The organism is Pedobacter agri PB92 (genome assembly GCF_000258495.1).
Taxonomy (GTDB): domain Bacteria; phylum Bacteroidota; class Bacteroidia; order Sphingobacteriales; family Sphingobacteriaceae; genus Pedobacter; species Pedobacter agri.
Genome location: NZ_AJLG01000034.1, coordinates 1 through 24,844 on the forward strand (window position 1 = coordinate 1; position 24,844 = coordinate 24,844).

Genomic DNA, 24,844 nt, shown 5'->3' on the forward strand with positions numbered 1-24,844 from the left:
ACAGCAGTACGGCAACCGGTTTTGCAAAACAACATGCAAACCAGCAAGCTTACATTTTGGCAAAAGCTTTAGAGCTTCCTGTTAAACAAGAGGAAGTAAAAGAAGCCACTAAAAAGGCAAGCAAAAAAATAGGCAGAAGCCGATTAAATAAGTGTAGGGTTGAAAGGTTTAAGGATTAAGATTTATCATCCAGAATGTTTAAACATTTCATCTTTAAAACATAATAACAACAAAAATTACAATTTTAAAAAATATGAGTTTAGAAATAAAAGTTCCACCTGTTGGTGAGTCGATAACGGAAGTTGTTTTATCACAATGGTTAAAAAAAGATGGCGATGTTGTTGAAATGGATGAAGTTATTGCTGAATTAGAATCAGATAAAGCTACTTTCGAATTAACAGCTGAACAAGCGGGAACTTTAAGAACCATAGCTGCTGAAGGCGATACTTTAGCCATTGGCGCAGTAGTTTGTAAAATTGAGGATGGTGGTGCAGCACCTGTAAAAGCGGATGCTCCTAAAGCCGAAGAGAAGGCAGTTGTTGCAGAAGATAAAACTTCGGCTCCCGTTGCTGAAAAATCATCTGGCGAAAGCTACGCCACCGGAACACCATCTCCTGCAGCAGGAAAAATTCTTGCTGAAAAAGGTATTGATGCTGGTGCGGTAAAAGGTACTGGTATTGATGGCCGCATTACTAAAGATGATGCTGTTAAAGCAGAAAGCGGAAAGGCTAAAGCTGAAAGCGCTAAGGCTGCGGCTCCTGAAGTTGCAGCTCCGGCTGGTGCTCGCTCTGAGCGTCGTGAGAAAATGTCGCCATTGCGTAAAACCGTTGCGAAACGTTTGGTTTCTGTTAAAAACGAAACGGCCATGTTGACCACCTTTAACGAGGTTAATATGAAGCCGATTATGGATTTGCGTTCGAAATACAAAGATTCTTTCAAAGAGAAATTTGGCGTTGGACTAGGTTTTATGAGCTTTTTTACAAAAGCGGTAACGGAAGCCTTAAAAGATTTCCCAGCGGTTAATGCTCGTATTGAAGGTGAAGAAATTGTTTACAATAATTTTGCTGATGTTTCTATCGCAGTTTCAGCTCCAAAAGGTTTAGTAGTTCCTGTTATTCGTAACGCAGAAAGCATGAGTTTGGCAGAAATTGAAAAATCTGTTTTAGCGTTAGCGTTAAAAGCACGTGATGGAAAGTTAACCATTGAAGAAATGACTGGTGGAACATTCACAATCACGAATGGTGGGGTATTTGGTTCTATGATGTCAACTCCGATTATCAATGCGCCACAATCAGCTATTTTAGGTATGCACAACATTATCGAGCGCCCAATTGCTGAAAAAGGTGAAGTGGTAATTCGTCCGATGATGTATGTGGCTTTATCTTACGATCACAGAATTATCGACGGACGTGAGTCAGTTGGCTTCCTGGTTCGTGTAAAACAATTATTAGAAGACCCAGCGAGATTATTATTAGGCGTATAGTCTTAAAAACTATCTCAAGATATAAGGCCTCAACCATTTTGGTTGGGGCTTTTTTTGTGTTCGACTATCGTCATTGCGAGGCACGAAGCAATCTCAATACGAAAATATTCTAATTATTGCCGTTCCAGGATTACTTTGTACTTCGCAATGACGAATACCTTAGTTTTGCTTTTTTGTAGTATTAGTTATTTTAGAATCTATGAAATTAACGTTCAACTTAAAGTTTCTCATCATTTTCATAGCGATTTTTATTGCAGAAATCTTAATTGCCAAATATGTGCATGACGCTTACATACGGCCATTTGGGGGCGATGTTTTGGTTGTGGTTTTGATTTACGCTTTCCTGAGAATATTCTTAAAAACAGATTATAAGAAACTTGCTTTTGGAATATTAATTTTCTCTTTTATTATTGAATTTCTGCAGGCTTTGCATTATGTCGAGTGGTTTGGTTTGGAAAATAACAAATTTTGGAGCATAGTGATGGGAACATACTTTAGTGTTTACGATTTGCTTGCGTACTTTGTAGGTTATTTGATTTGTTTGACGTTTAAGGATTGAAAGATATAAGAATTGTTTTTTACCACCACGTCATTGCGAGGAACGAAGCAATCTTAAAGCCATTGTTTGACGAGCGATCACATTAGGATTGCTTCGTGCCTCGCAATGACGAACGTCTTAGAATTGCAACTCTAAAAGTTCTTCGTAAGGATCTCCCTGTAATCCCAATAATTTAGCAAAAGCTGGCTCGGTTTTATAACCCTGTCTTTTTAATTCAATAACCTGCAACCTGAAATTCTCACCTTTTTCTAATAGTATTTTATATTCAATGAGCATATGGCGGTAGGCATTTTGTTGTTGTGTTGGAATGTCTTGTCCAAATATTTCGATTTCGAAATCAGCCGTAAAAAAGTTAGCTTTTACTGAATTAAAAGTGGTGTTTTTTGAAATAATGAATTGATTTTCTTTTCCGAAATTATAGTTTAAGGATTGGATGAAGTTTTCTTGATTTGGGGCATAACAGATGATGTCTAAATCGCTGCTTTCGATATCGATGTTGATTGGAATGGTGCCAACTAAAATAGGAGTGAAGCGATTAAGTTTCTCCAAAATAGCGTTTTCAGTTAAAACTTGATAAGCATTCTTTTGCCGTTCGTTTCCATTTTCTAAGTAAGCGATATCGAGGAAATTTAGGTTTGGCACCATACAACTTTTGTTTCTTGCAGTATCCAAAGTTAATAAACCCGATAGTATGAATGCCAATGCGTTTTAATTCTTTCTTTGTTTTTAGCAGAACGGTAATTAAATGTACAGGTTTCATTGGCAGTAAGGATAGCGGGAAGAAACATTAATTTATGCAGTATTTTGCTTTTCAAAAATTACTATTTCACAATCGTCATTGCGAGGCACGAAGCAATCCGATTTGTGGATTTGTTATAGGATTAGGATTGCTTCGTGCCTCGCAATGACGAAGTTTCGAAAAAAAAAGCCCATCTCAATTAAGAAATGGGCTCTATACTGATAGTCAATATTCTTCGACAAGCTCAGAATGACAAAAAATTAGTCTTCTACAATTTCACTATTGATGCCGACATCGTCTTTCACATCTTCTTTAAAATAGTTTTTTTGGAAGATTAAGATCAAAATGACACCGACAGATATTGCAGCATCTGCAAGGTTAAAAACCGGTCTGAAGAATATAAATTCATCTCCTCCCCAAATTGGAATCCAGCTTGGAAAATGTCCTTCGGCAATTGGAAATAAAACATATCAACCACACGACCATGAAACCAGGTTTCATAGCCATAAATCTTGCCATAGAATACCGAATCGATGATGTTGCCAAGCGCACCGGAGAAGATTAAAGCTACATTTAAAATCAAGCCACGATGATATTTGTGCTTAATTAAGTAATGTAATCCATAACCTATTCCACCAACCGCTGCAATGCGGAAAAGCGATAAAGCTAATTTTCCAAATTCTCCACCAAATTCCATCCCGAAAGCCATTCCATTATTTTCAGTAAAATGGATAATGAACCATTTACCGATAATATTGAATTCCTGACCAAGGTACATGTTGGTTTTAACCCAGGTTTTAATCAGCTGGTCGGCCAATAAAACCAAAAAGATAATAATTAAAGGTTTTGTATAGCCTTTCATTAACTCTGCTTTAATTTAGCTTCCATGCTTAAAGTAGCGTGAGGAACCGCACGTAAACGTTCTTTTTGGATTAATTTGCCCGTTTCGCGGCAAATACCATAGGTTTTGTTTTCGATACGAACCAAAGCATTCTCCAGGTTATCAATGAATTTTTTCTGACGGGCAGCTAATTGATTGATTTGCTCTTTCTCCATGGTTGCTGAACCATCTTCCAGTGTTTTGTAAGCTCCCGAAGTATCTTCTGTGCCATTTGCGTTAGGGTTACTTAACGATGATGTTAATGCGTTAAGTTCTTCTTTCGCCATGCGTAATTTATCTTGAATTAATTCTTTAAATTCCTGAAGTTCACTGTCTGAGTAGCGTGTTTTGTTACTGTTTTCCATGTTTTTAATTTAGTTTTCTAATATATGGATTTATATTTTAGTTACTGAAATGCTTAACTCAACATCATCAATGGTGATTTTGTTTGCATCTGTTACAGTATCTGTTAATTCTAACTCCTCTGCCAAAATTTCTGCGCAAATGTATGCCTTGTTTTTAGCAACTGCAGTAGCAACGAGGTTATCGTTTTGTAAACTAACCTTTATCTTGTCGGTTACTTCAAAATTTAATTCTTTGCGCAAATTTTGTATCCGATTTACCAGTTCGCGGGAAATTCCTTCTTGTTTTAGTTCTTCAGAAATGGTTACATCCAATGCTACAGTTAAACTACCTAAATTAGTTACCTGCCATCCTGGAATATCTTCTGCAATAATTTCTACATCAGATAATTGTACATCGTATGTAATACTTTCTCCAAGCTTTGGATCTGTTAGAATACTGATTTGACCTTCTTTTTCCAGCTCGAAAATTTGCTCCTGAGTAAAGTTATTAATTGCATCAGCCACTGCTTTCATACTTTTGCCAACCTTTGCACCTAAAACTTTAAAGTTTGGTTTTACCTTTTTCTTTACGATGCCTTGCGTATCGGTGATAAATTCGATATGCTTAATGTTCGTTTCTGATAAGATGTAATCGGCTACTTTGCCAATTTTTTGCTCGAAATCACCGTTTAAAGATGGAATTAAGATTTTTGCTAAAGGCTGACGGACGTTGATGCTTGATTTTTTTCTTAATGATAAAACCATTGATGAAATATCCTGAGCGTAAACCATACGTTCGTTCAAATCATTGTCGATTAAACTTTCATCAGCTGCTACCCATAACGTTAAATGAACCGACTGCTCCGCATTTTTATCGGTTACAGTTAAGTTTTTATATAGCCAATCTGCAAAGAAAGGTGCAACAGGGCTCATTAACTGCGCCAGTGTTTCTAAACAAGTATAAAGCGTTTCGTAAGCAGCACGCTTATCATCTGTCATTTCACCTTTCCAGAAACGGCGACGACTCAACCGAATGTACCAGTTGCTTAAATGCTCATCAACAAAAGCCTGAATTGCTCTGGTAGCCTTAGTAGGCTCATAAGTGTTGTATGCCTCATCAACTTCGTTAATTAAGTTTTGCAATAAAGATAAAATCCAACGATCTAATTCGGTTCTATCTGCAACCTTGCTTAAGTTATCTTTATCAATTTCGAACTTATCAATATTCGCATACAAAGCAAAGAATGCATAAGTATTATAAAGCGTTCCGAAGAATTTACGACGCACTTCCTCAATTCCGTCGATGTCAAATTTAAGGTTATCCCATGGATTGGCATTTGAAATCATGTACCAGCGAGTAGCATCGGCACCATATTTATTTATGGTTTGAAAAGGATCGGCAGCGTTGCCTAAACGTTTAGACATTTTCTGCCCGTTTTTATCCAACACTAATCCATTTGAAACTACGTTTTTGTAAGCGATCTTATCAAAAACTAAGGTAGAAATGGCATGCAAGGTATAAAACCACCCACGTGTTTGATCTACACCTTCGGCGATAAAATCTGCCGGGAAATCTTCATTTCCATCAATACTTTCTTTGTTTTCAAAAGGGTAGTGCCACTGTGCATAAGGCATGGCGCCAGAATCGAACCAAACATCAATTAAATCACTTTCACGCATCATTGGTTTACCTGATGGAGATACCAGCGTAATTTGATCCACTACATTTTTATGCAAGTCGATTAAATCGTAATTCTCTTCAGACATATTGCCAATTTCAAATCCTTTAAACGGATTCTCTTTTTGGAAACCAGCTGCAATAGATTTTTCGATGGCATTGTAAAGTTCTTCAACCGAACCGATTAAAACTTCTTCTTTTTTATCTTCAGTTCTCCAGATTGGTAAAGGAATGCCCCAATATCTCGAACGTGATAGATTCCAGTCGTTTGCGTTCTTTAACCAGTTGCCAAAACGACCTTCGCCTGTAGATTTCGGTTTCCAATTGATGGTTTCGTTCAGGTCGAACATTCTGTCTTTAACATCTGTTACCTTAATGAACCATGAATCTAAAGGATAATATAAAAGTGGCTCATCAGTTCTCCAGCTATGTGGGTAACTGTGAACATATTTTTCTACTTTAAAAGCTTTGTTCTCTTCTTTTAATAAGATAGCGATTTCTACGTCAACCGATTTTTCAGGTGCGGTACCGGCATCATAATATTCGTTTTTAACATATTTTCCAGCGAACGGACCAACATGTTTCGTGAATTTCCCTTGTAAATCTACCAGAGGAACAAGAATATCGTTATCATCCAACACCAACATCGGTGGAATTTCAGGAACTGCTTCTTTCGCAACTTTAGCATCATCAGCACCGAAAGTAGGGGCGGTGTGTACAATACCGGTACCATCTTCTGTAGTAACGAAATCTCCGGAAATTACGCGGAAAGCATTTTCAGGATTTGTATATGGTAAAGCGTAAGTTAAAAGTTGTTCGTATCTAATGTCAACCAATTCAGTCCCTTTGCATTCGGCAAGAATTTGGTAAGGGATTTTCTTATCGCCAGCTTTAAAATTTGTGAAATCATCCGCATCATTACTTTCAAAGAAAGTTTTGCTGAATTGCTTTCCAACCAGGTTTTTGGCAAGAATAACATTCGTTGGCAAAAATGTATACTGGTTAAAGGTTTTTACTAAAACATAATCAATTTTTGGCCCAACAGTTAAAGCGGTATTCGATGGTAAAGTCCATGGAGTTGTGGTCCAGGCAAGCAAATAGATGTCGCCAAAGCTTTGTAAAAAGGCCGGCAATGTATCGTTTAATGCCTTAAACTGTGCAACAATTGTAGTATCGGTAACATCGCGGTAAGCACCAGGTTGGTTTACCTCGTGCGAGCTTAATCCTGTTCCTGCTTTCGGTGAATATGGCTGGATGGTATAACCTTTATAAATTAAGCCTTTATCGTAAATCTGTTTCAGTAACCACCAAACCGATTCCATGTATTTCGATTTATAGGTGATATATGGGTCGTCCATATCAACCCAATAGCCCATCTTTTCAGTTAAATCGTTCCACACATCGGTGTAGCGCATTACTGTTTTTTTACACGCTTCGTTATAATCTTCAATAGAAATAGTTCTACCGATATCTTCTTTGGTTATACCTAATTCTTTTTCAGTACCAAGCTCTACAGGTAAGCCATGGGTATCCCAACCGGCTTTACGTTTAACCTGATAACCCTTAATTGTTTTATAGCGGCAAAAAATATCTTTAATAGCACGAGCCATTACGTGGTGAATCCCCGGCATACCATTGGCAGACGGAGGTCCTTCGTAAAAAGTAAACGGATTGGATTTTGGACGTGAAGAAATGCTCTTTTCAAAGATGTTTTCTTCTTTCCAAAAATCCAGTATATCTTGCCCTATTTTGGCAAGGTCTAATTGTTTAAATTCGTTATACATCAATCAAGTACCTCAAAAAATTAAGGTTGCAAAGTTAAAATTTTTCGCTCAAATTCGGTAGTTTTGATGTAAATACTTTTAAGGTGAAATTATTTAATATCGGACTTTTGTTGATGATTACAGCCGTAATTGCACTGCCAATTGTAGCGGTTATTAATCCTGCCAATCGCGATTTCGTACTGTATTCATTTTATTTCTGTGGTGCATTAGAACTAATTGGACTCATCTTTGTTTTAGTTCATATTATCAAACTTAAACGAATGAACCCATGATCAAGTTACTTAAATTACAAAAAGCCATTTTGGTGCTTATACTTGGCGTGCTATCGTTTATTGCCTACCGCATTTTAAGCGCTTACGAAGTAAGTTGGGCCCGCTATTTGCAAGTTTTAGCAGGCGTTTTGGTTATGGTTGGTGCGTTGTGGATGTTATACCCTATACTGTTCGCCAAAAATGATGGGGATGGTAAAGCAGAAATCATTACCGATCCTACAATTCCTGTACCAGTAGACGAAGAAGATGAAAAGCCAGCGAAGGAGTAAGTTGGTTGATCATTCGATAATAAACTTACATTTCCTCAAATCTGTTTAACAGCTTTCTAAATAAAAGATTTTGAAAAGCAAGACCTGCATTTCATTTTAATGTTCGTCCTGCTGTTCGCTTTACTCGTTCAATAAAAAATTTCACTCATGCTCGCTGCCATCAGGTTTAGATACTCAAGTTCGAATAAGAAATTCATTTTCTAAAGCTCAAGTTATGCCAAAATTATTTCAGTATCTCCCTTTGAAAGAAAAACTTTGAAATAAATTCAGGTAATGGCAGATTAAACTAAATCAGTTTCAGCAGTGGTTAGTGGTCAAACTCTTCCGCATTTTTAGCCGATTCTTCATCAGAAACTAATTTTCTAACTTTCTTTTTATCTAACCACAAAACCAAAGCTGGTAATAAAGTTAAGTTAAAAATTAACGCAACAAATAAAGTTATCGAAAGGAGTAAACCCAGAATAACTGTTCCGCCGAAAGTGGAGGCCGTAAAAATTCCAAAGCCAAAAAATAAAATTAAAGCAATATGGGTCATGCTCACGCCAGTTTCGGTAATCGTATCTGTAATTACTTTCGGAACGCTAAAGTTGGTCAGGTTTAATTCTTGCTGGTATCGGGTTAGAAAATATATGGTTTGATCGGATGCCAATCCAAAAGCAATGGTGAAAATTAAAATGGTTGATGGTTTTAGAGAGATACCAAAATAACCCATAATTCCAGCAGTAATAATTAACGGAACAATGTTGGGTAACAGGGAAATGAACATAATACCCAAACTTTTGAATTGAGCCAGGCGAAGAAGCGAGATCAGAACAATCGCCAGTCCGATACTTTCAAACAGGTGTTTGAGCATATAATCTGTTCCTTTTGAAAAGATAATGCTGGAGCCTGTTAATTCTACATCAAATTTATCCGGAGGTAAAATGCTATCAATACGAGGTTTGAGTTCAGCCATAATTGCATCTAAACGTTTCGAACCCACATCGGCCATCTGGAAACTAATTCTTGTGCGTTGATTGCCCTTGCTTACAAAATTAGTTAATAAGCTTGCGTTTCCTTTTCCACCACTGGCAATGTAAGCCAGGATGAAGTTTTTCTCCATGTTGTCAGGTAATCTGAAAAAAGTGGAATCATTATTATAAAATGCTTGAGTAGCATACTTTAAGCCCATATTCACGGAGATCGAACGGGAAAATTCAGGATAAGCTGCAATCATCTTTTCCATTTTCTCCATGCGCTTTAGGTTAGTTAGGTTGAAAACACCATTTTTTTTCCTGGTGTCAACGCTTACTTCCAAAGGCAGTATTCCTTCGAAATTTTTCTCAAAGAATTTTAGGTCTGCCAGAATCGTTGAGCTTTTAGGCAAGTCATCAACTACATAACCATTTACGTTAATTTTCATCACGCCAATAAAAGCAATAATGGAAATTACAATTGTGCCAATATAAATCAGACTGCTTTTCTGCTGAACAAGGCGATCGGTTTTAACCAATAACTTATGCAGAAAACCTTCTTCCAAATGTGTTTGCGCTTTTAATTTAGGAGCAGGCAGGTAACTGAAAATGATCGGGATTAAACACAGGCACATTAACCAGGTAATCATTACATTTATCGATGCAACGCTACCAAACTGCATCAATAATTCGCTGCCTGTGAAATATAAAACACCAAAACCGATAGCTGCAGTGATGTTTGCAATTAATGTAGTAACGGCAATCCTTTCTATAGTTACGCTTAAAGCCCTTTGTTTGTCGCCATCTTTCCGAAGTTCATTTTGATACTTATTGAGCAGCAAAATACTGTTCGGGATACCTATAATAACAATTAGCGGTGGAATCAATCCAGTTAATATTGTCAATTCATAGCCGAATAAAACCAAGGTACCAATACTCCAGATTACGCCCATAACTACCACCAGAATCGGGTAAAAAACTGCTGAGAACTTCCTGAAAAATATCAATAAAATGAGTGCTGAAACGAGAATTGATAAACCTAAAAACAACACAAATTCATTGCTAACCAACTTACTTACTGCCGTACGGATGTATGGCAAACCGGAGATGTGAACTTGTATTTTTGTTTCCTTTTCAAAGGCTTTCGCTTTTTCTTCAATTTGTTTTAATATTGGATTTCGTTCAGCAGAATTCAGGATTTTTGTGTCGAAGGTAATTGCCATCAATGTGGCATTTTGTTTATTATAAACTAATCCTTCAAAAAATGGCGTGTTGTACAATGTGCTTTTAATCGAATCCATTTCAGCATCCGTTTTCACCAAACCATTTGGAATGGCCTTTAAAACAAACTTTTGCTCAACAGTATCTTTTTCCAGCTGGAAAATCCTGCCAGACGATAGAACGGCCTTTATTCCTTTTAGCTTCTGAATGTCATTCGATAACTGAACCCACTTGTTATAAATATCTTTCTTGAAAATACCAGGCGATTGAATGCCAACAACCATGACACTTCCATCTTCACCGAAAGTTTTTTGAAGTTATTATATTTTACAAAGGCGCTGTCGGTTACAGGGAGGATTTTGCTTCCGGTGTAAGAAAGTTTGACATTTTTGGCCTGATAAGCCATGAAAACTGTACCAAGTACGAAAAATACAATAATCGCAATACGGTTCTGAAGAATAAACCTCGATAGCTTAACCCACATGTGTTGTCTAGTTTTAATAATATGATAAGGGCAAAACTACTCTTATTTATAAATTGGCATACTTTTTTGCTCAATTTATTTTGCACAAATAACATACTTTTGAAAAAAATGTTTTAGCTACATGTTGCACAAAGTCAAGGGGATTGTTTTGAAAACCACCAATTACAGTGAAAGCAGCGTAATTGTTCAGGTACTTACCGATAAATTCGGGATGCAATCTTACCTAATCAATGGGGTAAAGAAGCCTAAAGCAAAGATTAAGATGAATATGCTGCAATCGCTGCATCTTTTAGATATGGTGGTTTACCATAAAACAAATACCAATATTCAGCGGGTTTCGGAAATTAGGCAGACGCCTGTTTTCAAAAGTATTCCCTATGATATGGTGAAAACCAGTATTGTTATTTTCTTGAATGAAGTGCTTTACAAAAGTATTCGACAGCAATCAGCTGATGATAGCTTGTTTGATTATATCTTTAATGCCATCGCCTGGTTTGATGAAACTGAAGAACTCAATCCAAATTTTCACCTTTCATTTTTACTTAAACTCACTCGTTTTTTAGGCTTTTCTCCAAATGAAAAGAGAAGGACGGATCAAAACTACTTTGATTTACAGGAAGGAGAATTTGTTTCAAGAGTTCCTATTCATTCCAACTATCTTCAGTTAGAAGAGGCTTTAGGCTTTATTTCTCTTTTTAAAACACCACTCGAAAAAATTTCTGAAATAAAAATGAGTAACATACAAAGACGTTTTCTGTTAGATAAGATATTGGTTTTCTATACCTTACATACGGCTTCATTTGGGGAAGTTCAATCGCACAAAATATTAGAAACTTTGTTAAGCTGAAAAAAAATAAAAAAGATTTGCGAAACAAGATTATAGCGCTATATTTGCATTCCCAAAAGGAAAGGGAAATTAGCTCAGCTGGTTCAGAGCACCTCGTTTACACCGAGGGGGTCGGGGGTTCGAACCCCTCATTTCCCACATCACTTTCAAGGATTTGAAAGATTATAATAATTAAAGCCTTTAACAAAGGGAAATTAGCTCAGCTGGTTCAGAGCACCTCGTTTACACCGAGGGGGTCGGGGGTTCGAACCCCTCATTTCCCACACTAAGCCTTTCAGTAAACTGAGAGGCTTTTTATTTTTTAAAATAATCTGCCGGATAAAACTTCTGACCATACTTTTCTCCAACTTCACTTACCTTGGCTATGGTTTCTTCATTAATCTCAGGAGTGGGCAAAAATGTATTGGTTTCAACTGGTGTCCCAATTTCTTCAAACATTTCTTCCATACTAGCAGGAGTAACAATACAAATCATATGTGCAAGATTCTTCCTCAGGTTTTTAAATTGATGAATCATGCCTCCCTTTGGGATGTTCACAAATGAACCCTTCTTTGCTGTATAATTTCCTTCCTCGGTCGTAAATTCAATTTCTCCATCTAAAATGTAGAATGCTTCCTGAATATCTGGATGTGAATGAGGTCCAGGTCCGCCTAAAGATGGAACAAGCATGTCTATTACCGCATATTCGTTATTGGTGTGTTTGCCGGAGATAATCGTTTTATAATTATTTCCTGCAACCGAAACAGTTTTGCCATCTTCTGTATTAACAGTAGTAAGCTTGTTGAATAAATTTTCCATCTCTATCGTTATGTATTATGCTAACATTTCAATCTTCCACTTGTTTGATTGTTATTAATTTACTCCGTATTTAAATAATATATCCGAAATTGGCTCTTAAATTCACGATGCACTTCAGAAGTAAATGGATAAAATAATTAGGTTTATATTTTTTGGAAATTACTTCGTAGGTTTTCTTGCAGTGGCTTTAACTGTCGAGGCAACTTTGCAATTGCGTTTGCCTTTCAATTCATTAAACTATTATCTTTTGCTATTTCTAGCACCTACCATTTATTATACTTACGCCTATAACAAAGTTTCAAATCAGCCATTGGCTACAAACCCCAGAGCACAATGGTATTTTAAACACAAAAAATTAATCAATTGGAGTCAAAGTATATTATTTACAGTTTGTACTTCGCTGATTGTTAATCTACTTTATGATAATTTTAATAACCTATTAAAACTTCCAATCAGCTATTGGGCTGCCATTGTCGTAGTTGTAGTCGCGGCATTGTTGTATTATGGTTTGTTGCCCAAATCTTTTTTAAAATTTAACTTGCGCAGTACAGGTTGGCTAAAAGCTTTTGTTATCGGATTTGTTTGGGCATGCTGTGCAAATGTGCTACCACTAATTATGCTCAAAATTGAAACCGGAATAGGTTATCACGACTCTGTTTTGTGGACGTGGCAATTCATAAAAAACTGGATGTTCTGCACCGTCAATGCCATAATTTTCGATATCAAAGATTATCCAACGGATGCCAACAAGCATTTGAGAACTTTCGTGGTGCGTTATGGATTGCGGAAAACTATTTTCCAAATTCTCATCCCTTTATTAATTGTAGGATTATTTTCATTAGGAATATTTGCAAATTACAAAGGATTTGGCCTTCCGCAGGTATTGTGTAACGTTTTGCCATTTGTTGTAACCATTTACGTGGCCTATTCCATGCACCGAAGAAAAAATATTCTCTATTATTTGATGGTTATTGATGGTTTAATTTTATTTAAAGCCATTTGTGGTATTATCGGGATGCAATTTGTAACTAACTAGCAGATTACCATGAATTTTTCAGTTAACTTCAACGTTCTTGATCAATAACTACGATAAAATAGCCAACTACTACGATTCCTTAAGCCGTTTGGTATTTGGGAAATCGCAGGTCAACGCCCAAATTAATCAGCTGAAAAGTATTACGAAAAATAGTTCTATACTGATTGTCGGTGGGGGTACGGGCTGGATTTTGGAAGAAATTGGTAAACGTCATCCTTCAGGATTAAAAATTACTTACGTGGAAATTTCTGCTAAAATGCTGGTACTCTCTAAAGATAGAGATTATGGAGCAAACAGCGTTTTGTTTATTCATTCCAGTATCGAAGATTTCAATCTCGAGGATCATTTCAATATTATTTTAACGCCATTTTTTGTTCGATAATTTTGCTCAGGAAAGATGTCATTTAGTTTTTCAAAAATTAGACCTCAGGTTAAATAAAGATGGTTTATGGTTTCTCGTTGATTTCACCACTCAACCCAAAAGCGGAAAGTGGTGGAAAAAACTTTTTTTAAAGGTGATGTATAAATTTTTCGGTTTGATAAGTGATGTTGAGGCATGTAATCTGGTAGATATGTCACCATATTTCAATGATGCAGGTTATAAAATAATTGAAGAGCGAAGCTATTATGGTCAATTTATTAAGGCATTGATCTATCAAAAATAAAATGACATTTATTTAATGCAACAATATTGCATTTAAAAAATTTTTGCTGAATTTTGTTTCAAAGAACTTGATATGGATTTTGATGTAATTATAATCGGCGGCAGTTATGCCGGGTTATCTGCGGCCTTAGCTTTAGGTAGGGCTAAGAGAAACATACTAATTGTTGATGCTGGTAAGCCCTGTAACAGGCAAACGCCACATGCTCACAACTTTTTAACTCATGATGGTGATCGGCCTGCGGAGATTTCCGCCCAGGCAAAAGTAGAAGTGCTTCAATACCCTACGGTAAAATTCATTGATGGAACGGTGAACGCAGCCAAAAAAATAACAGGTGGTTTCAGTGTTGTAGTAAATGAGCTTATAAGTTATTCAAGCAGAAAATTGCTGATTGCAACCGGTTTGAAAGATGTATTTCCAAATATTAAAGGCCTTGCTGAATGTTGGGGTATCTCGGTTATTCACTGTCCATATTGTCATGGCTATGAAGTAAGTGGCGAAAAAATAGGCTTACTTATGAATGGAGATATCGCTTATGAGATGGCCAAAAATGTTAATCATTGGAATAAAGATTTAACGCTTTTAACCAATGGCAAGTCAGAATTGACTGCTGAACAAACCAATAAGTTAAAATCTAAATCAATTAAAATCATCGAAACAGGAATTGCGGAATTAATACACCATGATGGCGAATTGGAGCGTGTTGTTTTCGCCGATGGAACGATTTTGAAATTAAAAGCCATTTACGCTAAAACTGATGTGGAACAACATATCGATTTTCATCAACAACTAGGCTTTGATCTCACAGAATTTAAAACAATAAAAGTAGATGAGCAGCAGCAAACAACTGCTAAAGGCGTTTATGCCGCAGGAGATTGTACGACCCTGATGAGATCGCTATCAGTAATAACAGCAGCTGGAACTATTGCGGCCGTAATGATCAATAAAGAAATGATTGCAGAAGATTTCTGAAGAATCATTAGAAACTAAAATAAAATAGCGCCAACAATTGTGGCAATAAGCATTGTAGCCATTACAATTCTATCTGCATTAATCCACTGTTCTCTGGTTAATGGTATGTCAGCTTTTTTTACTTTTTCAGCTTTTTCTCGGCTGAGTCTGAAAACCGATGTGTCTAATTTAATAATCATAGGAAAATGTTTTTACGGGTTATTTTTTTTAATTCAAATCCTAAGCCAAAAACCCATAAAATTGTTTAATTGTGGATAACTTACAATATTTTGTGAAATATTGATGATTTATAAAAGCGTTATGTAAAATTATTGATAAACAAGGGTTTAGTTCTGTATTTAAAAAGGAACAACGATTGATTTTAATATGTGATAGGTATACAGATTGCTTATATTGGATTGATTTTTTTAAATAAGTTTATCCTTATGAAATCTATATATTTCTCATTGGTATTCCTTTGCTTGTTGGTAAAACCCTCTTACTCGCAAAATGCGAATCCTGCCCGATTTGTGAAAGCAGCCGATATGACGATAATTGGTAAAATGATTCAAACCAGGAATATTTATCAAAGCTTAGATACTATAGATTATCCAAGACTTCCCGCTGCAGTTAAACGATTACTGACAATGTCGGCAGGGATTGCGGTTTCTTTTAAAACTGATAGCAGATTTTTAAAAGCAAAATGGTGTAATTCTAAAAGTAAAGTTGGTAGCAATATGACTGCTATTGCTCAAAAGGGACTTGATTTATATGTTAAATTAAATGGGAAGTGGCAGTTTTGTGGTGTTGGTAAACCTTTAGAACAATGTACTGAAACATCGCTGGTAAACAATCTGATGGAAGGGCAGAAAGAGTTTTTGCTCTATCTTCCTTTATATGATGAGATTAATGATTTAGAAATCGGCATCAGTTCTCACTCAACGATTACAGCCGGTACAATTCCATTTAAAAGCAGGATTTTAATTTATGGCTCTAGTATTTTGCATGGTGCTTCGGCGAGCAGATCAGGATTGGCCTATCCGGCTATTTTGTCTCGACAAACAGGTTTAAACTTCATCAATATGGGTTTAAGTGGAAGCGCTAAAATGGAAAAGGAAGTCGCTGATTTAATAGCTAAAATTGATGCCGACGCTTACATTTTAGATTGTGTGCCTAATTCATCGCCTGAGCAGATTAAAAGCAGAACGGATTATCTGGTTCAAACCATCAGAAACTCACATCCGAAAGCGCCTATTATTATCATGCAGAGTTTGATTAGGGAAAGTGGTTATGTAGATGCGGTTATTGGAGATCGGGTACGGTTACAGAATGAAGAGATAAAAAGTCAATTCCTCAACTTGCAAAAGAAAGGTGTTAAAGATTTATATTTTATTTCCGCAGAAAATTTTCTGGGAAATGACCATGAAGGAACTGTTGATGGCACGCACCCAAATGATTTAGGATTTTATCGTTTTACGGAAGATATTCGGCCAAAACTCTTAAAAATTTTGGCCAAATACAATATCAAATAATTACCCTTCACGGAGTTTGCTATTCTTTTTACCGTAAAAGAAATAAATTGCTAAACCGATTGCTAACCACACTACTAAACGTATCCAGGTATCGGCAGGTAAAAATACCATCATGGCTACGCAGGTTAAAATACCTAAAATCGGAATCAACGGAACCCAGGGCACTCTGAACGGACGTTTGGCATCCGGATCGGTTTTTCGTAGAATTAAAATACCGACACATACCATCAGGAACGCTAACAAGGTCCCGATACTTGTCATTTCACCCACTACATTCATCGGAACGAAGGCTGCGAAAAGTGCAATGAAAATACAGAGAATAATGTTTGATTTCCAAGGCGTTTTAAATTTCGAATGCACATCAGAAAACATTTTCGGCAATAAACCATCCTTACTAATGGAGTAAAACATTCGAGATTGTGCCATTAAATCTATCAAAATTACAGAAGTATAGCCGATTAAAATGGCCAAAATAATGGCCTGGCTTAACCATCCGTAAGGTGTTTTTTCAATCGCAATGGCAACTGGTGCACCACTATTTGCAAATTCTTTATAATTTGCTAAGCCCGTCATTACGTGGCCGAACAGGCCAAATAAAACTGTACAAACTAACAGAGACCCAATAATTCCGATTGGTAAATCACGGCCGGGGTTTTTGGTTTCCTGAGCAGATGCAGCCACGGCATCAAAGCCAATGAATACAAAGAAAACCAAGCCTGCACCACGCAAGATTCCACTCCATCCAAACTGCCCAAACGTACCTGTGTTTTCCGGAATATATGGATGATAGTTTGCCGGGTCGATGTATTGCCAACCGAGTGCGATGAAAATCAAAACCACGCCGACTTTTAAAAACACAATAATTCCATTTACAATTGCTGAACCTTTGGTTCCACGGATTAAAATGGTCGTCATTAAAACTACCACTAAAGCTGCAGGGATATTAATAATTCCATTTACGGTCGAACCATCAGCTAGTTTTGCTGTTTCGAAAGGGGAGAGGGTAAGTTGTGGTGGTAAATAGATGCCTAAACTTCCTAAAAAGCGTGTTAAATATTGCGACCAGCTGATGGCTACTGTAGCACAACCTACAGAATATTCCAAAACCAGATCCCAGCCAATAATCCAGGCAAAAAGCTCGCCCATGGTGGCATAAGAATAAGTATAGGCACTGCCTGCAACAGGAATCATTGAGGCGAATTCGGCATAACAGAGGGCTGCAAAACCACAGCCTAATGCTGCAATTACAAATGATAAAGTTACCGCTGGTCCGGAATGATTGGCTGCCGCCAGACCTGTAATGGAAAATAATCCGGCACCGAGGGTTAAACCAACGCCAATTAAAATTAAATTAATCGGACCCAAGGTTCTTTTGAGCGTTCCCTCGCCGCTTTCGTTTGCTTCAGCAACAATGCTGGCAATTGATTTTTTCATGAATGAAGTTATAATGCTGCAAAATTATTAAAATATATTTAGCCTACCTAATTTGTAGTAATTTGTTTAATGGTTTATACCTTTCTATTGAACAAAGTATTGACTTGAGAAGATTTTTCAAAGGATCACTCTATTTCTTACACAAGCCTAACTACATAAACCCGATAAAGCCAAATAGCTCCCGATTTCTTTTTTTAAAATCGGGACTATGGGCGATAGCGGGACCGCTGATACCGAAGCATTTCTGGCATTCCTTTTCAAAAAAAACTAAAAAAGGTAATCCTTATAAGTAGAATAAAAATTTCACCATAAAATTAATTATCTGACTATCAATTCTTTAATTCAAAAATTTAATTTATTTTAGTACTATGTATTGCATAGTACAATATAAAACATATATCTTTGTATTATGATAGCAGAAAATACGCAAATACAAATGCGGAAGGGAATTCTGGAATACTGTGTTTTATCAATCATCTCACGTGGCGAAATTTACGCCTCGGATATTATTGCTGAATTAAGGTCGGCAAAGCTATTGGTGGTTGAGGGCACACTATATCCATTATTAACCAGGCTTAAAAACAATGGTTTGTTAAGCTACAACTGGGTAGAATCTACCTCAGGCCCGCCCCGTAAATATTATACCTTAACCGAAGTTGGAAAGGATATTTTATCTCAATTAGATCAAACCTGGCAAGAACTGGCTTATGCTGTAGGTGTTTCACAAGAAGGAGCCAAATCATAATTTTAAATAGAAATGGAAAAGACCATCATCATAAATATAGGCAACACAATTATTCACATCGAAGAAAGTGCCTACGAACTCTTAAAAGTTTATTTAAACGAAGTAAAGCAGCATTTTATTAATCATGCCGACGATTTGGAGATTGTAACCGACATCGAAAATCGTATCGCTGAATTATTAACGGAACAACTTGAAGCGCAAAAGAAACAGGTGGTTGATGTAAATGATGTGAATTTGGTAATTGCACAAATGGGACGTGTTCAGGATTTCGACGGTGTGGAAGAGAATGAAGAAGAACCTGTACTAAATACGAACTATCAATTCCAAGCGGATAAAAAATTATACCGCGATATGGATGAGCGTGTAATTGCAGGTGTTTGTGCTGGAATTGCGCATTATATCAATACTGAAGCGAAATGGATTCGTCTGGCTGCTTTGCTTTCGGTGTTTTTAGGTGGTGCTGGCTTTTTGGTTTATGCCATCCTTTGGATTATTATGCCAAAAGCTAAATCACGTATCGAAAGAATGGAAATGAAAGGCGAACCTGCGAATTTGCAAGGTTTTCAAAAGAACTTAGATGAAGAGTTGCTTGCGGTAAAACAAGGTTTGGCCATTGCTGGCAAACATACCGGATCTATTTTCGGACAAATTGGTATTTTCATCGGCGAATTTTTCGAGTGGCTGGGCCGTTTCATTTCAGGAACCGGAAAGGTAGTTTTTAAAGTAATTGCAGGACTGATCGTACTATTTGGTGTGCTGTTTATGCTTTCGCTAATTGTTGGTTTTGCAGCATTTCAAGGATTCTGGGATTCGAGTGTTTATGAATATTTCCCGTTTTCTATTATTGATGAAGGCAACCGGGGTGTAATTTTATTCAGTGCATTCATCGTATTTTTTATTCCGGTGCTGGCTTTGGTATTGTTTTCCATTCGTTTTGCTTTCAATAAGCAGGCTATTAACAAAACACTTTCGTTTCCATTGTTAATTATTTGGTTGGCGGGTGTAGCAACAGCTGGTTATCATGCGGCAAAGATTTCATCGGAGTTTAAACAACATGCAGAGCTTACACAAAGCAATGATCTAAAATCGTATAAAACCTACATTATTGATATTGACAGAAGTAAATATTTTAGTAAAGAGGATAGCTTAAAATATAATATCAATCCGGATAATCGCAGGCAGATTGTAACAGATGATTTTGACAACGGTCCTTTTGTAGCGCCATATAATATCCGCATCAATGTTGAAAAAAGTGAAAACACGGCTAGTCGATTAATTCAAAAATATGAGTCGCAAGGTAAAACGTTTCAAAGGGCCTTACAAAATGCACAGAATATTGATTATAACTATCATTTGAAGGATTCAACTATCTTATTTAATCCGCGTTTTCAATTACGAAAAGGCACCATTTGGAGAAACCAGGAGGTTTGGCTAAATCTTGAAGTCCCGGTGGGAACGAGATTAATCTTCAAAGAGGATGCATACCGTTACATCAATAACTGGGGAACCTGGGATTGCTCAGATAAAGAAGGTGATGAAAATGGTTACAGTACCTGGATCATGACGGAAGAAGGTTTAAAATGCATTGCTCAATTGAAAGAGGAGGCTTTGAACAAGAAAAAATTACAATTAGAATTACGTGAACTGGAACTTTCGAAAAAAATGAGAACTACAGATTCCACTTTTCAAGATTCTGTATTAAGTAGAATGAAAGAAGTTAAAGAAGAATTAGGCATCAAGCCTGAAGAAAATACCGATAATCAATAGAAGTAAACGCATAATCTTAATTGAGTGGTTGCAGTTAAGAAATTCTTGTCTAAAATGAGTACGCTCCGGTGTAAAATGCCGCGGAGAGACTAAAATGAGTTAAAGAAAAAATCATGAAAAAGTTATTAATGCTCTTGACATGCCTAATGGTGTGTGGGGTTTCCTTTGCCCAAAATATCTATAAAATTACAGGTAAAATTGTTGATGAAAAGGCTGTGCCTGTGCCATTTGCGATTGTTCGTGTTCTCAATTTTCCAGATACAAGCCTGGTGAAAAGTGTTTCTTCGAATCAGGATGGTTTATATGAAATCAATCAGCTAAAAAGCGGAAGTTACTTGTTATCTGTGTCAGTGGTGGGATACAAGGCCAAAAAAACGGAAAGATTCTCACTGAATGCTGATCTGAAAATGTCCGACATCAACATCGAGAGTTTAACGAAACAGTTAAAGGAGGTGAGCATTTCTGGTAAAAAACCTTTTATCGAACATCAGATAGATAAAACCGTTCTGAATGTTGAAAACAGTATAACCGCGACCGGTGGAACGGCTCTTGAAGTTTTGGAAAAAGCACCGGGTGTACAAATCGATCGGCAAAGTGACCAGATCAAGCTGAATAATAAATCTGGCGTGCTCGTAATGATTGATGGTAAAACCAACTTTCTATCCGGTGCTGACGTGACGGCCCTGTTGAGTAATATGAGTGCAGAGCAAATTTCTACTATTGAATTGATCACCAATCCATCCTCAAAATATGATGCAGCCGGAAATGCAGGGATCATCAATATCAAACTAAAACGAAATAAAGCCTATGGTACTAACGGAACAGTTTCTTTTAACGGTGGCCAGGGAATTATGCCAAATTCGCCAACAGATTTATATCGGGGCGGCATTAACCTGAATTTAAATCACCGTGAAGGGAAATGGAATATTTTTGGTAATGGAGCCGTAGCACGGAAATCGAATTTTAATAATACCTACCTCAACCGAACCACTTTATCTAATGGATTGGCCAGTTACTTAACCCAAAATTTTAACAGGCAAAATAAAGGTGTTGGTTTTCAGGGAAAACTGGGTGCAGATTATTACGCTTCGGAGAAAACTGTATTCGGTGTGATGTTAGATGCAAATACGATTAAAACGAAGTTGACTAATTTTAGTAATACCAACATCAGTGCCGTTCAAAATGGAGCAACTAATTTGAGTTCGATTTTACAAGATGCCTTGTCTACTTCGCCAATTGGTAATTTAACCGCGAATTTCAACATCAAACACGATTTTGACAAGAATGGAAAGAGCTTGACATTTGATGTGGATTATTCAGGCTTTAGCAATGAGAAGCAAGAAAATTTTCTGGCGAACTATTTGAACGCTTCAGGTGATGCAACCAACCAAACCAGCTTACGAAACACTACCGATGCTAAAATTAATGTTTACGCAGCCAAAACAGATTTAACGCTTCCACTTTCCAAAACCATGAAAATTGAAACCGGCCTGAAGAGCAGTTATGTGGTTACCAATAATGATTTTCTTTCGGAACAATTTTTATCTGGTATTTGGCAAAATGACTTTGGGAAATCCAACTATTTCGTATACAAAGAAAACATTAATGCCGCCTATGCAAACTTTTCGAAAGAGTGGAAAGTATGGCAGGTTCAGGTAGGTTTAAGAGCGGAGCATACGCATTCGAATGGAAATTCAGTTACAGATAATAAAGAAGTAGACAGGAACTATCTTTCACTTTTTCCTACGGCATTCCTAAGTCATAAAATTACCGAAAATCATAATATTCGTTATTCATATAGCAGGAGAGTAGATCGCCCGAATTATCAGCAGCTTAATCCATTTGTTTTCTATATGGATCCGTTGGCTGTAGATCAGGGAAATCCATATTTAAAACCTCAGTTTACTGATAATTTCGAGATCAATTATAGTTACAAACAGGCTTCACTATCATTAGGCTATTCCGATACCCGTGATATGATTACCCAAATTAGTCAACAAAATGATGCAACCAGAGTAATAAGCGTTATTCGTCAAAACCTAGGTCGGTTCCAGAATTTTTCGGCAGGTATTTATGTGCCCATTAAAATTGCGAAATGGTGGAATTTGCAAAATAATGCCAGCATCTATTACAGCAAATTTGAAGATGGAAATTTAGAAGGTGCCGCGTACAGCGCTGGAAAAGCCGCTGTAAATTTGTATAGCTCGAGCAGTTTCACATTGCCACAAAATTTCTCTGTAGAAATAAATTTCTGGTTAAATACACCCCGAGTTTCGGGAGTAGAACGCACCACTGTTACGCAATATGCCATTAACGCCGGTATACAGAAAAGCATGCTCAATAAACAACTCAAGTTAAGATTAAATATGGATGATATCTTCCTGACGAATTACTGGGCAGGGAGCCTGATTTATCAAAATGTGAACATGAATGTAACGAACCGCTACACCAGCCGACGAGCCAATTTCAATATCAGTTATAGTTTTGGAAATCAAAATGTGAAATCTGCCAGATCAAGAAATACGGCGACAGATGATATTAAAAACAGAGCCGGAGGAAGTTAATGGTAGTTAGTTTATAGGCAATGAGTCGTTAATGCATCGAACCAATTAACCATTTCAATCAATCAACTAAATAAACATCATATGAAAAAAATAGCATACGGAATAGTTATTTTCCTTTCTTCTCTTGGTTACAGCTGTAAAAACGGTCACGGTAACTTATCTTTAAATACAATAGATACTGAAACCGGGTTCAAATTTATTGCAGACTATGATGAAGATAAAACCGGAAAAATAGAAAAATACTTAGATAGTGCTTTAAACAACGAACTCCCACTTGATCAGAATATCGATTTGTTGGTTAACTTAAACAGTACAGAAAAGTTTAATTTAAAAGCTCAAAAAGGCAGGCTGGAAATTAATTTTGATAAAAGAAACAGCTCTTTAGCTGGATATATGAAAGTAAAAAAACTGACAAAAGGTATTCAGAAAAGGCTGCTAGAGCAGTAGAGAAATCTTTACTCAGTTGAAATCAGATTATTGATTGAGTAATTTCCTATACATACTTGCTTTTTTGAATATAAACTCATCAGCATGAGTGGGGTAGGGTTTGCCATGAGGCCCGGCATAAACATGGTCGTGATGTGTTTTTTTATCGTATTTAGCATCATAAACAAACAGCCATAAATTAACATGATCTAAAATATCCAAAAATTCGTTTGGCATGTGATCAAGTAAATGAGATTGAGTCATGATGATCCTTTTGATCTCTAAATTATTTGGATACCAGATGCTTTGTTCGATAAATTCCCTTTCTCCCGGAATGTGGTTAACGATTTTTTGAAATCTTGTAAATTCCTGCTTATTCACTTTAGATAAGATTTCCAGGGGCGCAAAAATTTTTTCCAATTGTTCCCTTTTGCTTGCGAGCAATTTGTTCCGTTTATCGAAATACCGATTAATAATAATCGCTAAAATGGCACCAAGAATACCTATGGTTCCGGGAATGATTATTGGCAGTAGTTTGTCCATTTTACATCAGTTTAATATTTATAATAGATATTTTTTTTCGGATTAATCGATTAGTATTGAGTGTGTTATGGATTATCGAATATAATCATTCAACGTTATTTATGCAAAGCATTATGTTGCTTTTAATTTCTGCTATTAATCCGTTACATTTTTAAATAGTTTACTAAACTGATCCTCCTTATCTTGCAGAATTCAAATATGATAAGCATGAAAAAAATATTCTTAATCTTTTTATTTTCACAACTTATACTTTTAACCGCTTTTGCACAATCAAAACCAAACTTTTGGGATGATGTACAAACCATTAAAAAGTACGACAAAATGTTTCAGCCGCCCGCTAATCCGGTTTTATTTGTGGGCAGTTCATCGATAAGAAAATGGGACGATTTGACACAGGTTTTTGCAAAATATAATGCTTTAAACAGAGGCATTGGCGGGGCGGTAACCAATGATATCACTTACTATTTAAATGATGTTGTTTTCCCTTACAACCCTCGTCAAATTGTGCTTTATGTTGGTGAAAACGATCTTCCTGATTCGAAGACTACCGCAGATAGCGTATTAAACAGAACGATTAAGTTGTTCAACTCCATCAGGACGAAGCTGCCAAATGTGCCCATCGTTTATATTTCCATAAAAGCAAGCCCGAGCAGAGATCAATTTCGGGATAAGGCTGTCGCATCAAATGCTTTAATTAAAGATTTTCTTTCCGGCCAGCTTAATACCAAGTTTGTAGATGTATTCAAATTAATGCTGACCAAAGATGGAAAAAACCGCCCTGAATTGTTTGTAGGTGATATGTTGCATATGAATGCTGCGGGCTATGCCATTTGGAAAAAGGCTGTAGAGAAACATTTGATAAAATGATAGCAC

At 36.6% G+C, this 24,844-nt stretch carries 23 protein-coding genes, 2 tRNA genes and 1 pseudogene; 17 read left to right on the forward strand and 9 right to left on the reverse strand.

Annotation, left to right across the window (positions count from 1 at the left end; translation table 11 throughout):
- Positions 1-253: 253 nt before the first annotated feature.
- The gene (gene odhB, locus ON09_RS07025) at positions 254-1,483 is read left to right on the forward strand and encodes a 2-oxoglutarate dehydrogenase complex dihydrolipoyllysine-residue succinyltransferase (protein ID WP_010600353.1); all 1,230 of its coding nucleotides are present in this window, start codon (positions 254-256) and stop codon (positions 1,481-1,483) included.
- Positions 1,484-1,682: 199 nt separating this feature from the next.
- Positions 1,683-2,042, forward strand: a complete 360-nt coding sequence (locus ON09_RS07030) for a ribosomal maturation YjgA family protein (RefSeq protein WP_010600354.1) — start codon at positions 1,683-1,685, stop codon at positions 2,040-2,042.
- Between the two features lie 117 nt (positions 2,043-2,159).
- Here the strand turns inward: ON09_RS07030 and ON09_RS07035 are convergent, their stop codons facing one another.
- From ON09_RS07035 to ileS, 4 genes and pseudogenes are all read right to left on the reverse strand, one after another.
- Complete coding sequence (locus ON09_RS07035; protein ID WP_010600355.1) at positions 2,160-2,744, reverse strand: DUF4269 domain-containing protein; 585 nt, start codon at positions 2,742-2,744, stop codon at positions 2,160-2,162.
- Positions 2,745-3,041: 297 nt separating this feature from the next.
- Positions 3,042-3,643 (reverse strand): annotated as a pseudogene (locus tag ON09_RS07040) (lipoprotein signal peptidase).
- Positions 3,643-4,026, reverse strand: a complete 384-nt coding sequence (locus ON09_RS07045) for a TraR/DksA family transcriptional regulator (RefSeq protein ID WP_010600357.1) — start codon at positions 4,024-4,026, stop codon at positions 3,643-3,645. Before ON09_RS07045 ends, ON09_RS07040 begins: the two are co-directional and overlap by 1 nt.
- 30 nt (positions 4,027-4,056) lie before the next feature.
- Positions 4,057-7,467: an isoleucine--tRNA ligase gene (gene ileS, locus ON09_RS07050; protein WP_010600358.1), complete on the reverse strand. Its 3,411-nt coding sequence runs from the start codon at positions 7,465-7,467 to the stop codon at positions 4,057-4,059.
- Positions 7,468-7,550: 83 nt separating this feature from the next.
- On the opposite strand from ileS, the gene ON09_RS25925 reads away from it, so the two are divergent.
- Entirely contained in the window at positions 7,551-7,739 is a 189-nt protein-coding gene (locus ON09_RS25925) for a hypothetical protein (RefSeq protein WP_010600359.1), read from the forward strand.
- On the forward strand, positions 7,736-8,008 hold the full coding sequence (locus ON09_RS07055; RefSeq protein ID WP_010600360.1) for a hypothetical protein: 273 nt from the start codon (positions 7,736-7,738) through the stop codon (positions 8,006-8,008). Before ON09_RS25925 ends, ON09_RS07055 begins: the two co-directional genes overlap by 4 nt.
- Positions 8,009-8,315: 307 nt before the next feature.
- Here ON09_RS07055 and ON09_RS07060 read toward each other — a convergent pair whose 3' ends face one another.
- A complete protein-coding gene (locus tag ON09_RS07060; RefSeq protein ID WP_010600361.1) occupies positions 8,316-10,466 on the reverse strand; it encodes an efflux RND transporter permease subunit in 2,151 nt (716 codons plus the stop codon).
- A gap of 321 nt (positions 10,467-10,787) precedes the next feature.
- Between ON09_RS07060 and recO the strand changes: the two genes are divergently transcribed.
- The 3 genes from recO to ON09_RS07075 all read left to right on the forward strand — a co-directional run bounded on the left by recO (position 10,788) and on the right by ON09_RS07075 (position 11,776).
- Positions 10,788-11,513, forward strand: coding sequence for a DNA repair protein RecO (gene recO / locus ON09_RS07065; protein WP_010600362.1), 726 nt, complete (start codon positions 10,788-10,790; stop codon positions 11,511-11,513).
- A gap of 63 nt (positions 11,514-11,576) precedes the next feature.
- Positions 11,577-11,651, forward strand: a tRNA-Val gene (locus tag ON09_RS07070).
- Positions 11,652-11,701: 50 nt separating this feature from the next.
- Positions 11,702-11,776 (forward strand) — tRNA-Val (locus ON09_RS07075).
- A gap of 31 nt (positions 11,777-11,807) precedes the next feature.
- On the opposite strand, the gene ON09_RS07080 is transcribed toward ON09_RS07075, so the two are convergent.
- A complete protein-coding gene (locus ON09_RS07080) occupies positions 11,808-12,311 on the reverse strand; it encodes a cupin domain-containing protein (RefSeq protein ID WP_010600363.1) in 504 nt (167 codons plus the stop codon).
- A 124-nt stretch (positions 12,312-12,435) separates the two neighbouring features.
- Here ON09_RS07080 and ON09_RS07085 point away from each other — a divergent pair, with 124 nt between their 5' ends.
- From ON09_RS07085 to ON09_RS07100, 4 genes are all read left to right on the forward strand, one after another.
- Positions 12,436-13,347: a UbiA prenyltransferase family protein gene (locus ON09_RS07085; protein WP_010600364.1), complete on the forward strand. Its 912-nt coding sequence runs from the start codon at positions 12,436-12,438 to the stop codon at positions 13,345-13,347.
- Positions 13,348-13,384: 37 nt separating this feature from the next.
- Positions 13,385-13,729 carry a class I SAM-dependent methyltransferase gene (locus ON09_RS07090; RefSeq protein WP_029204172.1) on the forward strand — a complete coding sequence of 115 codons (345 nt, stop codon included), beginning with the start codon at positions 13,385-13,387 and terminating at the stop codon, positions 13,727-13,729.
- A complete protein-coding gene (locus ON09_RS07095) occupies positions 13,719-14,012 on the forward strand; it encodes a hypothetical protein (RefSeq protein WP_029204173.1) in 294 nt (97 codons plus the stop codon). The genes ON09_RS07090 and ON09_RS07095 overlap by 11 nt, the downstream gene beginning before the upstream one ends.
- 72 nt (positions 14,013-14,084) lie before the next feature.
- The gene (locus tag ON09_RS07100) at positions 14,085-14,981 is read left to right on the forward strand and encodes an NAD(P)/FAD-dependent oxidoreductase (RefSeq protein WP_010600365.1); all 897 of its coding nucleotides are present in this window, start codon (positions 14,085-14,087) and stop codon (positions 14,979-14,981) included.
- A 14-nt stretch (positions 14,982-14,995) separates the two neighbouring features.
- On the opposite strand, the gene ON09_RS25460 is transcribed toward ON09_RS07100, so the two are convergent.
- Entirely contained in the window at positions 14,996-15,160 is a 165-nt protein-coding gene (locus tag ON09_RS25460; RefSeq protein WP_010600366.1) for a hypothetical protein, read from the reverse strand.
- Between the two features lie 246 nt (positions 15,161-15,406).
- On the opposite strand from ON09_RS25460, the gene ON09_RS07105 reads away from it, so the two are divergent.
- Positions 15,407-16,492: an SGNH/GDSL hydrolase family protein gene (locus ON09_RS07105; protein ID WP_029204174.1), complete on the forward strand. Its 1,086-nt coding sequence runs from the start codon at positions 15,407-15,409 to the stop codon at positions 16,490-16,492.
- Here the strand turns inward: ON09_RS07105 and ON09_RS07110 are convergent, their stop codons facing one another.
- Positions 16,493-17,926, reverse strand: a complete 1,434-nt coding sequence (locus ON09_RS07110; protein ID WP_010600368.1) for an amino acid permease — start codon at positions 17,924-17,926, stop codon at positions 16,493-16,495. It lies immediately after the preceding gene.
- 409 nt (positions 17,927-18,335) lie between these two features.
- Here ON09_RS07110 and ON09_RS07115 point away from each other — a divergent pair, with 409 nt between their 5' ends.
- The 4 genes from ON09_RS07115 (at position 18,336) to ON09_RS07130 (ending at position 23,449) form a co-directional block, all read left to right on the forward strand.
- Positions 18,336-18,671, forward strand: a complete 336-nt coding sequence (locus ON09_RS07115) for a PadR family transcriptional regulator (protein WP_010600369.1) — start codon at positions 18,336-18,338, stop codon at positions 18,669-18,671.
- Between the two features lie 12 nt (positions 18,672-18,683).
- On the forward strand, positions 18,684-20,438 hold the full coding sequence (locus ON09_RS07120) for a PspC domain-containing protein (protein ID WP_010600370.1): 1,755 nt from the start codon (positions 18,684-18,686) through the stop codon (positions 20,436-20,438).
- Between the two features lie 113 nt (positions 20,439-20,551).
- A complete protein-coding gene (locus ON09_RS07125; RefSeq protein WP_010600371.1) occupies positions 20,552-23,002 on the forward strand; it encodes an outer membrane beta-barrel family protein in 2,451 nt (816 codons plus the stop codon).
- An 81-nt stretch (positions 23,003-23,083) separates the two neighbouring features.
- A complete protein-coding gene (locus tag ON09_RS07130; protein ID WP_010600372.1) occupies positions 23,084-23,449 on the forward strand; it encodes a hypothetical protein in 366 nt (121 codons plus the stop codon).
- Between the two features lie 27 nt (positions 23,450-23,476).
- Here the strand turns inward: ON09_RS07130 and ON09_RS07135 are convergent, their stop codons facing one another.
- Complete coding sequence (locus tag ON09_RS07135; protein ID WP_010600373.1) at positions 23,477-23,971, reverse strand: hypothetical protein; 495 nt, start codon at positions 23,969-23,971, stop codon at positions 23,477-23,479.
- A gap of 207 nt (positions 23,972-24,178) precedes the next feature.
- On the opposite strand from ON09_RS07135, the gene ON09_RS07140 reads away from it, so the two are divergent.
- Positions 24,179-24,838 carry a GDSL-type esterase/lipase family protein gene (locus ON09_RS07140; protein WP_010600374.1) on the forward strand — a complete coding sequence of 220 codons (660 nt, stop codon included), beginning with the start codon at positions 24,179-24,181 and terminating at the stop codon, positions 24,836-24,838.
- Positions 24,839-24,844 lie beyond the last annotated feature (6 nt).

What these genes read in the sequence shown, in the direction of transcription:
- ON09_RS07120 (WP_010600370.1), top strand. Translation starts at nt 18,684, where the DNA reads ATGGAAAAGACCATCATCATAAATATAGGCAACACAATTATTCACATC.
- ON09_RS07100 (WP_010600365.1), top strand. Translation starts at nt 14,085, where the DNA reads ATGGATTTTGATGTAATTATAATCGGCGGCAGTTATGCCGGGTTATCT.
- odhB (WP_010600353.1), top strand. Translation starts at nt 254, where the DNA reads ATGAGTTTAGAAATAAAAGTTCCACCTGTTGGTGAGTCGATAACGGAA.
- recO (WP_010600362.1), top strand. Translation starts at nt 10,788, where the DNA reads ATGTTGCACAAAGTCAAGGGGATTGTTTTGAAAACCACCAATTACAGT.
- ileS (WP_010600358.1), bottom strand. Translation starts at nt 7,467, where the DNA reads ATGTATAACGAATTTAAACAATTAGACCTTGCCAAAATAGGGCAAGAT.
- ON09_RS07130 (WP_010600372.1), top strand. Translation starts at nt 23,084, where the DNA reads ATGAAAAAAATAGCATACGGAATAGTTATTTTCCTTTCTTCTCTTGGT.
- ON09_RS07115 (WP_010600369.1), top strand. Translation starts at nt 18,336, where the DNA reads ATGATAGCAGAAAATACGCAAATACAAATGCGGAAGGGAATTCTGGAA.
- ON09_RS25460 (WP_010600366.1), bottom strand. Translation starts at nt 15,160, where the DNA reads ATGATTATTAAATTAGACACATCGGTTTTCAGACTCAGCCGAGAAAAA.
- ON09_RS07055 (WP_010600360.1), top strand. Translation starts at nt 7,736, where the DNA reads ATGATCAAGTTACTTAAATTACAAAAAGCCATTTTGGTGCTTATACTT.
- ON09_RS07125 (WP_010600371.1), top strand. Translation starts at nt 20,552, where the DNA reads ATGAAAAAGTTATTAATGCTCTTGACATGCCTAATGGTGTGTGGGGTT.
- ON09_RS07080 (WP_010600363.1), bottom strand. Translation starts at nt 12,311, where the DNA reads ATGGAAAATTTATTCAACAAGCTTACTACTGTTAATACAGAAGATGGC.
- ON09_RS07110 (WP_010600368.1), bottom strand. Translation starts at nt 17,926, where the DNA reads ATGAAAAAATCAATTGCCAGCATTGTTGCTGAAGCAAACGAAAGCGGC.
- ON09_RS07045 (WP_010600357.1), bottom strand. Translation starts at nt 4,026, where the DNA reads ATGGAAAACAGTAACAAAACACGCTACTCAGACAGTGAACTTCAGGAA.
- ON09_RS07140 (WP_010600374.1), top strand. Translation starts at nt 24,179, where the DNA reads ATGAAAAAAATATTCTTAATCTTTTTATTTTCACAACTTATACTTTTA.
- ON09_RS07135 (WP_010600373.1), bottom strand. Translation starts at nt 23,971, where the DNA reads ATGGACAAACTACTGCCAATAATCATTCCCGGAACCATAGGTATTCTT.
- ON09_RS07060 (WP_010600361.1), bottom strand. Translation starts at nt 10,466, where the DNA reads ATGGTTGTTGGCATTCAATCGCCTGGTATTTTCAAGAAAGATATTTAT.
- ON09_RS07030 (WP_010600354.1), top strand. Translation starts at nt 1,683, where the DNA reads ATGAAATTAACGTTCAACTTAAAGTTTCTCATCATTTTCATAGCGATT.
- ON09_RS07105 (WP_029204174.1), top strand. Translation starts at nt 15,407, where the DNA reads ATGAAATCTATATATTTCTCATTGGTATTCCTTTGCTTGTTGGTAAAA.
- ON09_RS07085 (WP_010600364.1), top strand. Translation starts at nt 12,436, where the DNA reads ATGGATAAAATAATTAGGTTTATATTTTTTGGAAATTACTTCGTAGGT.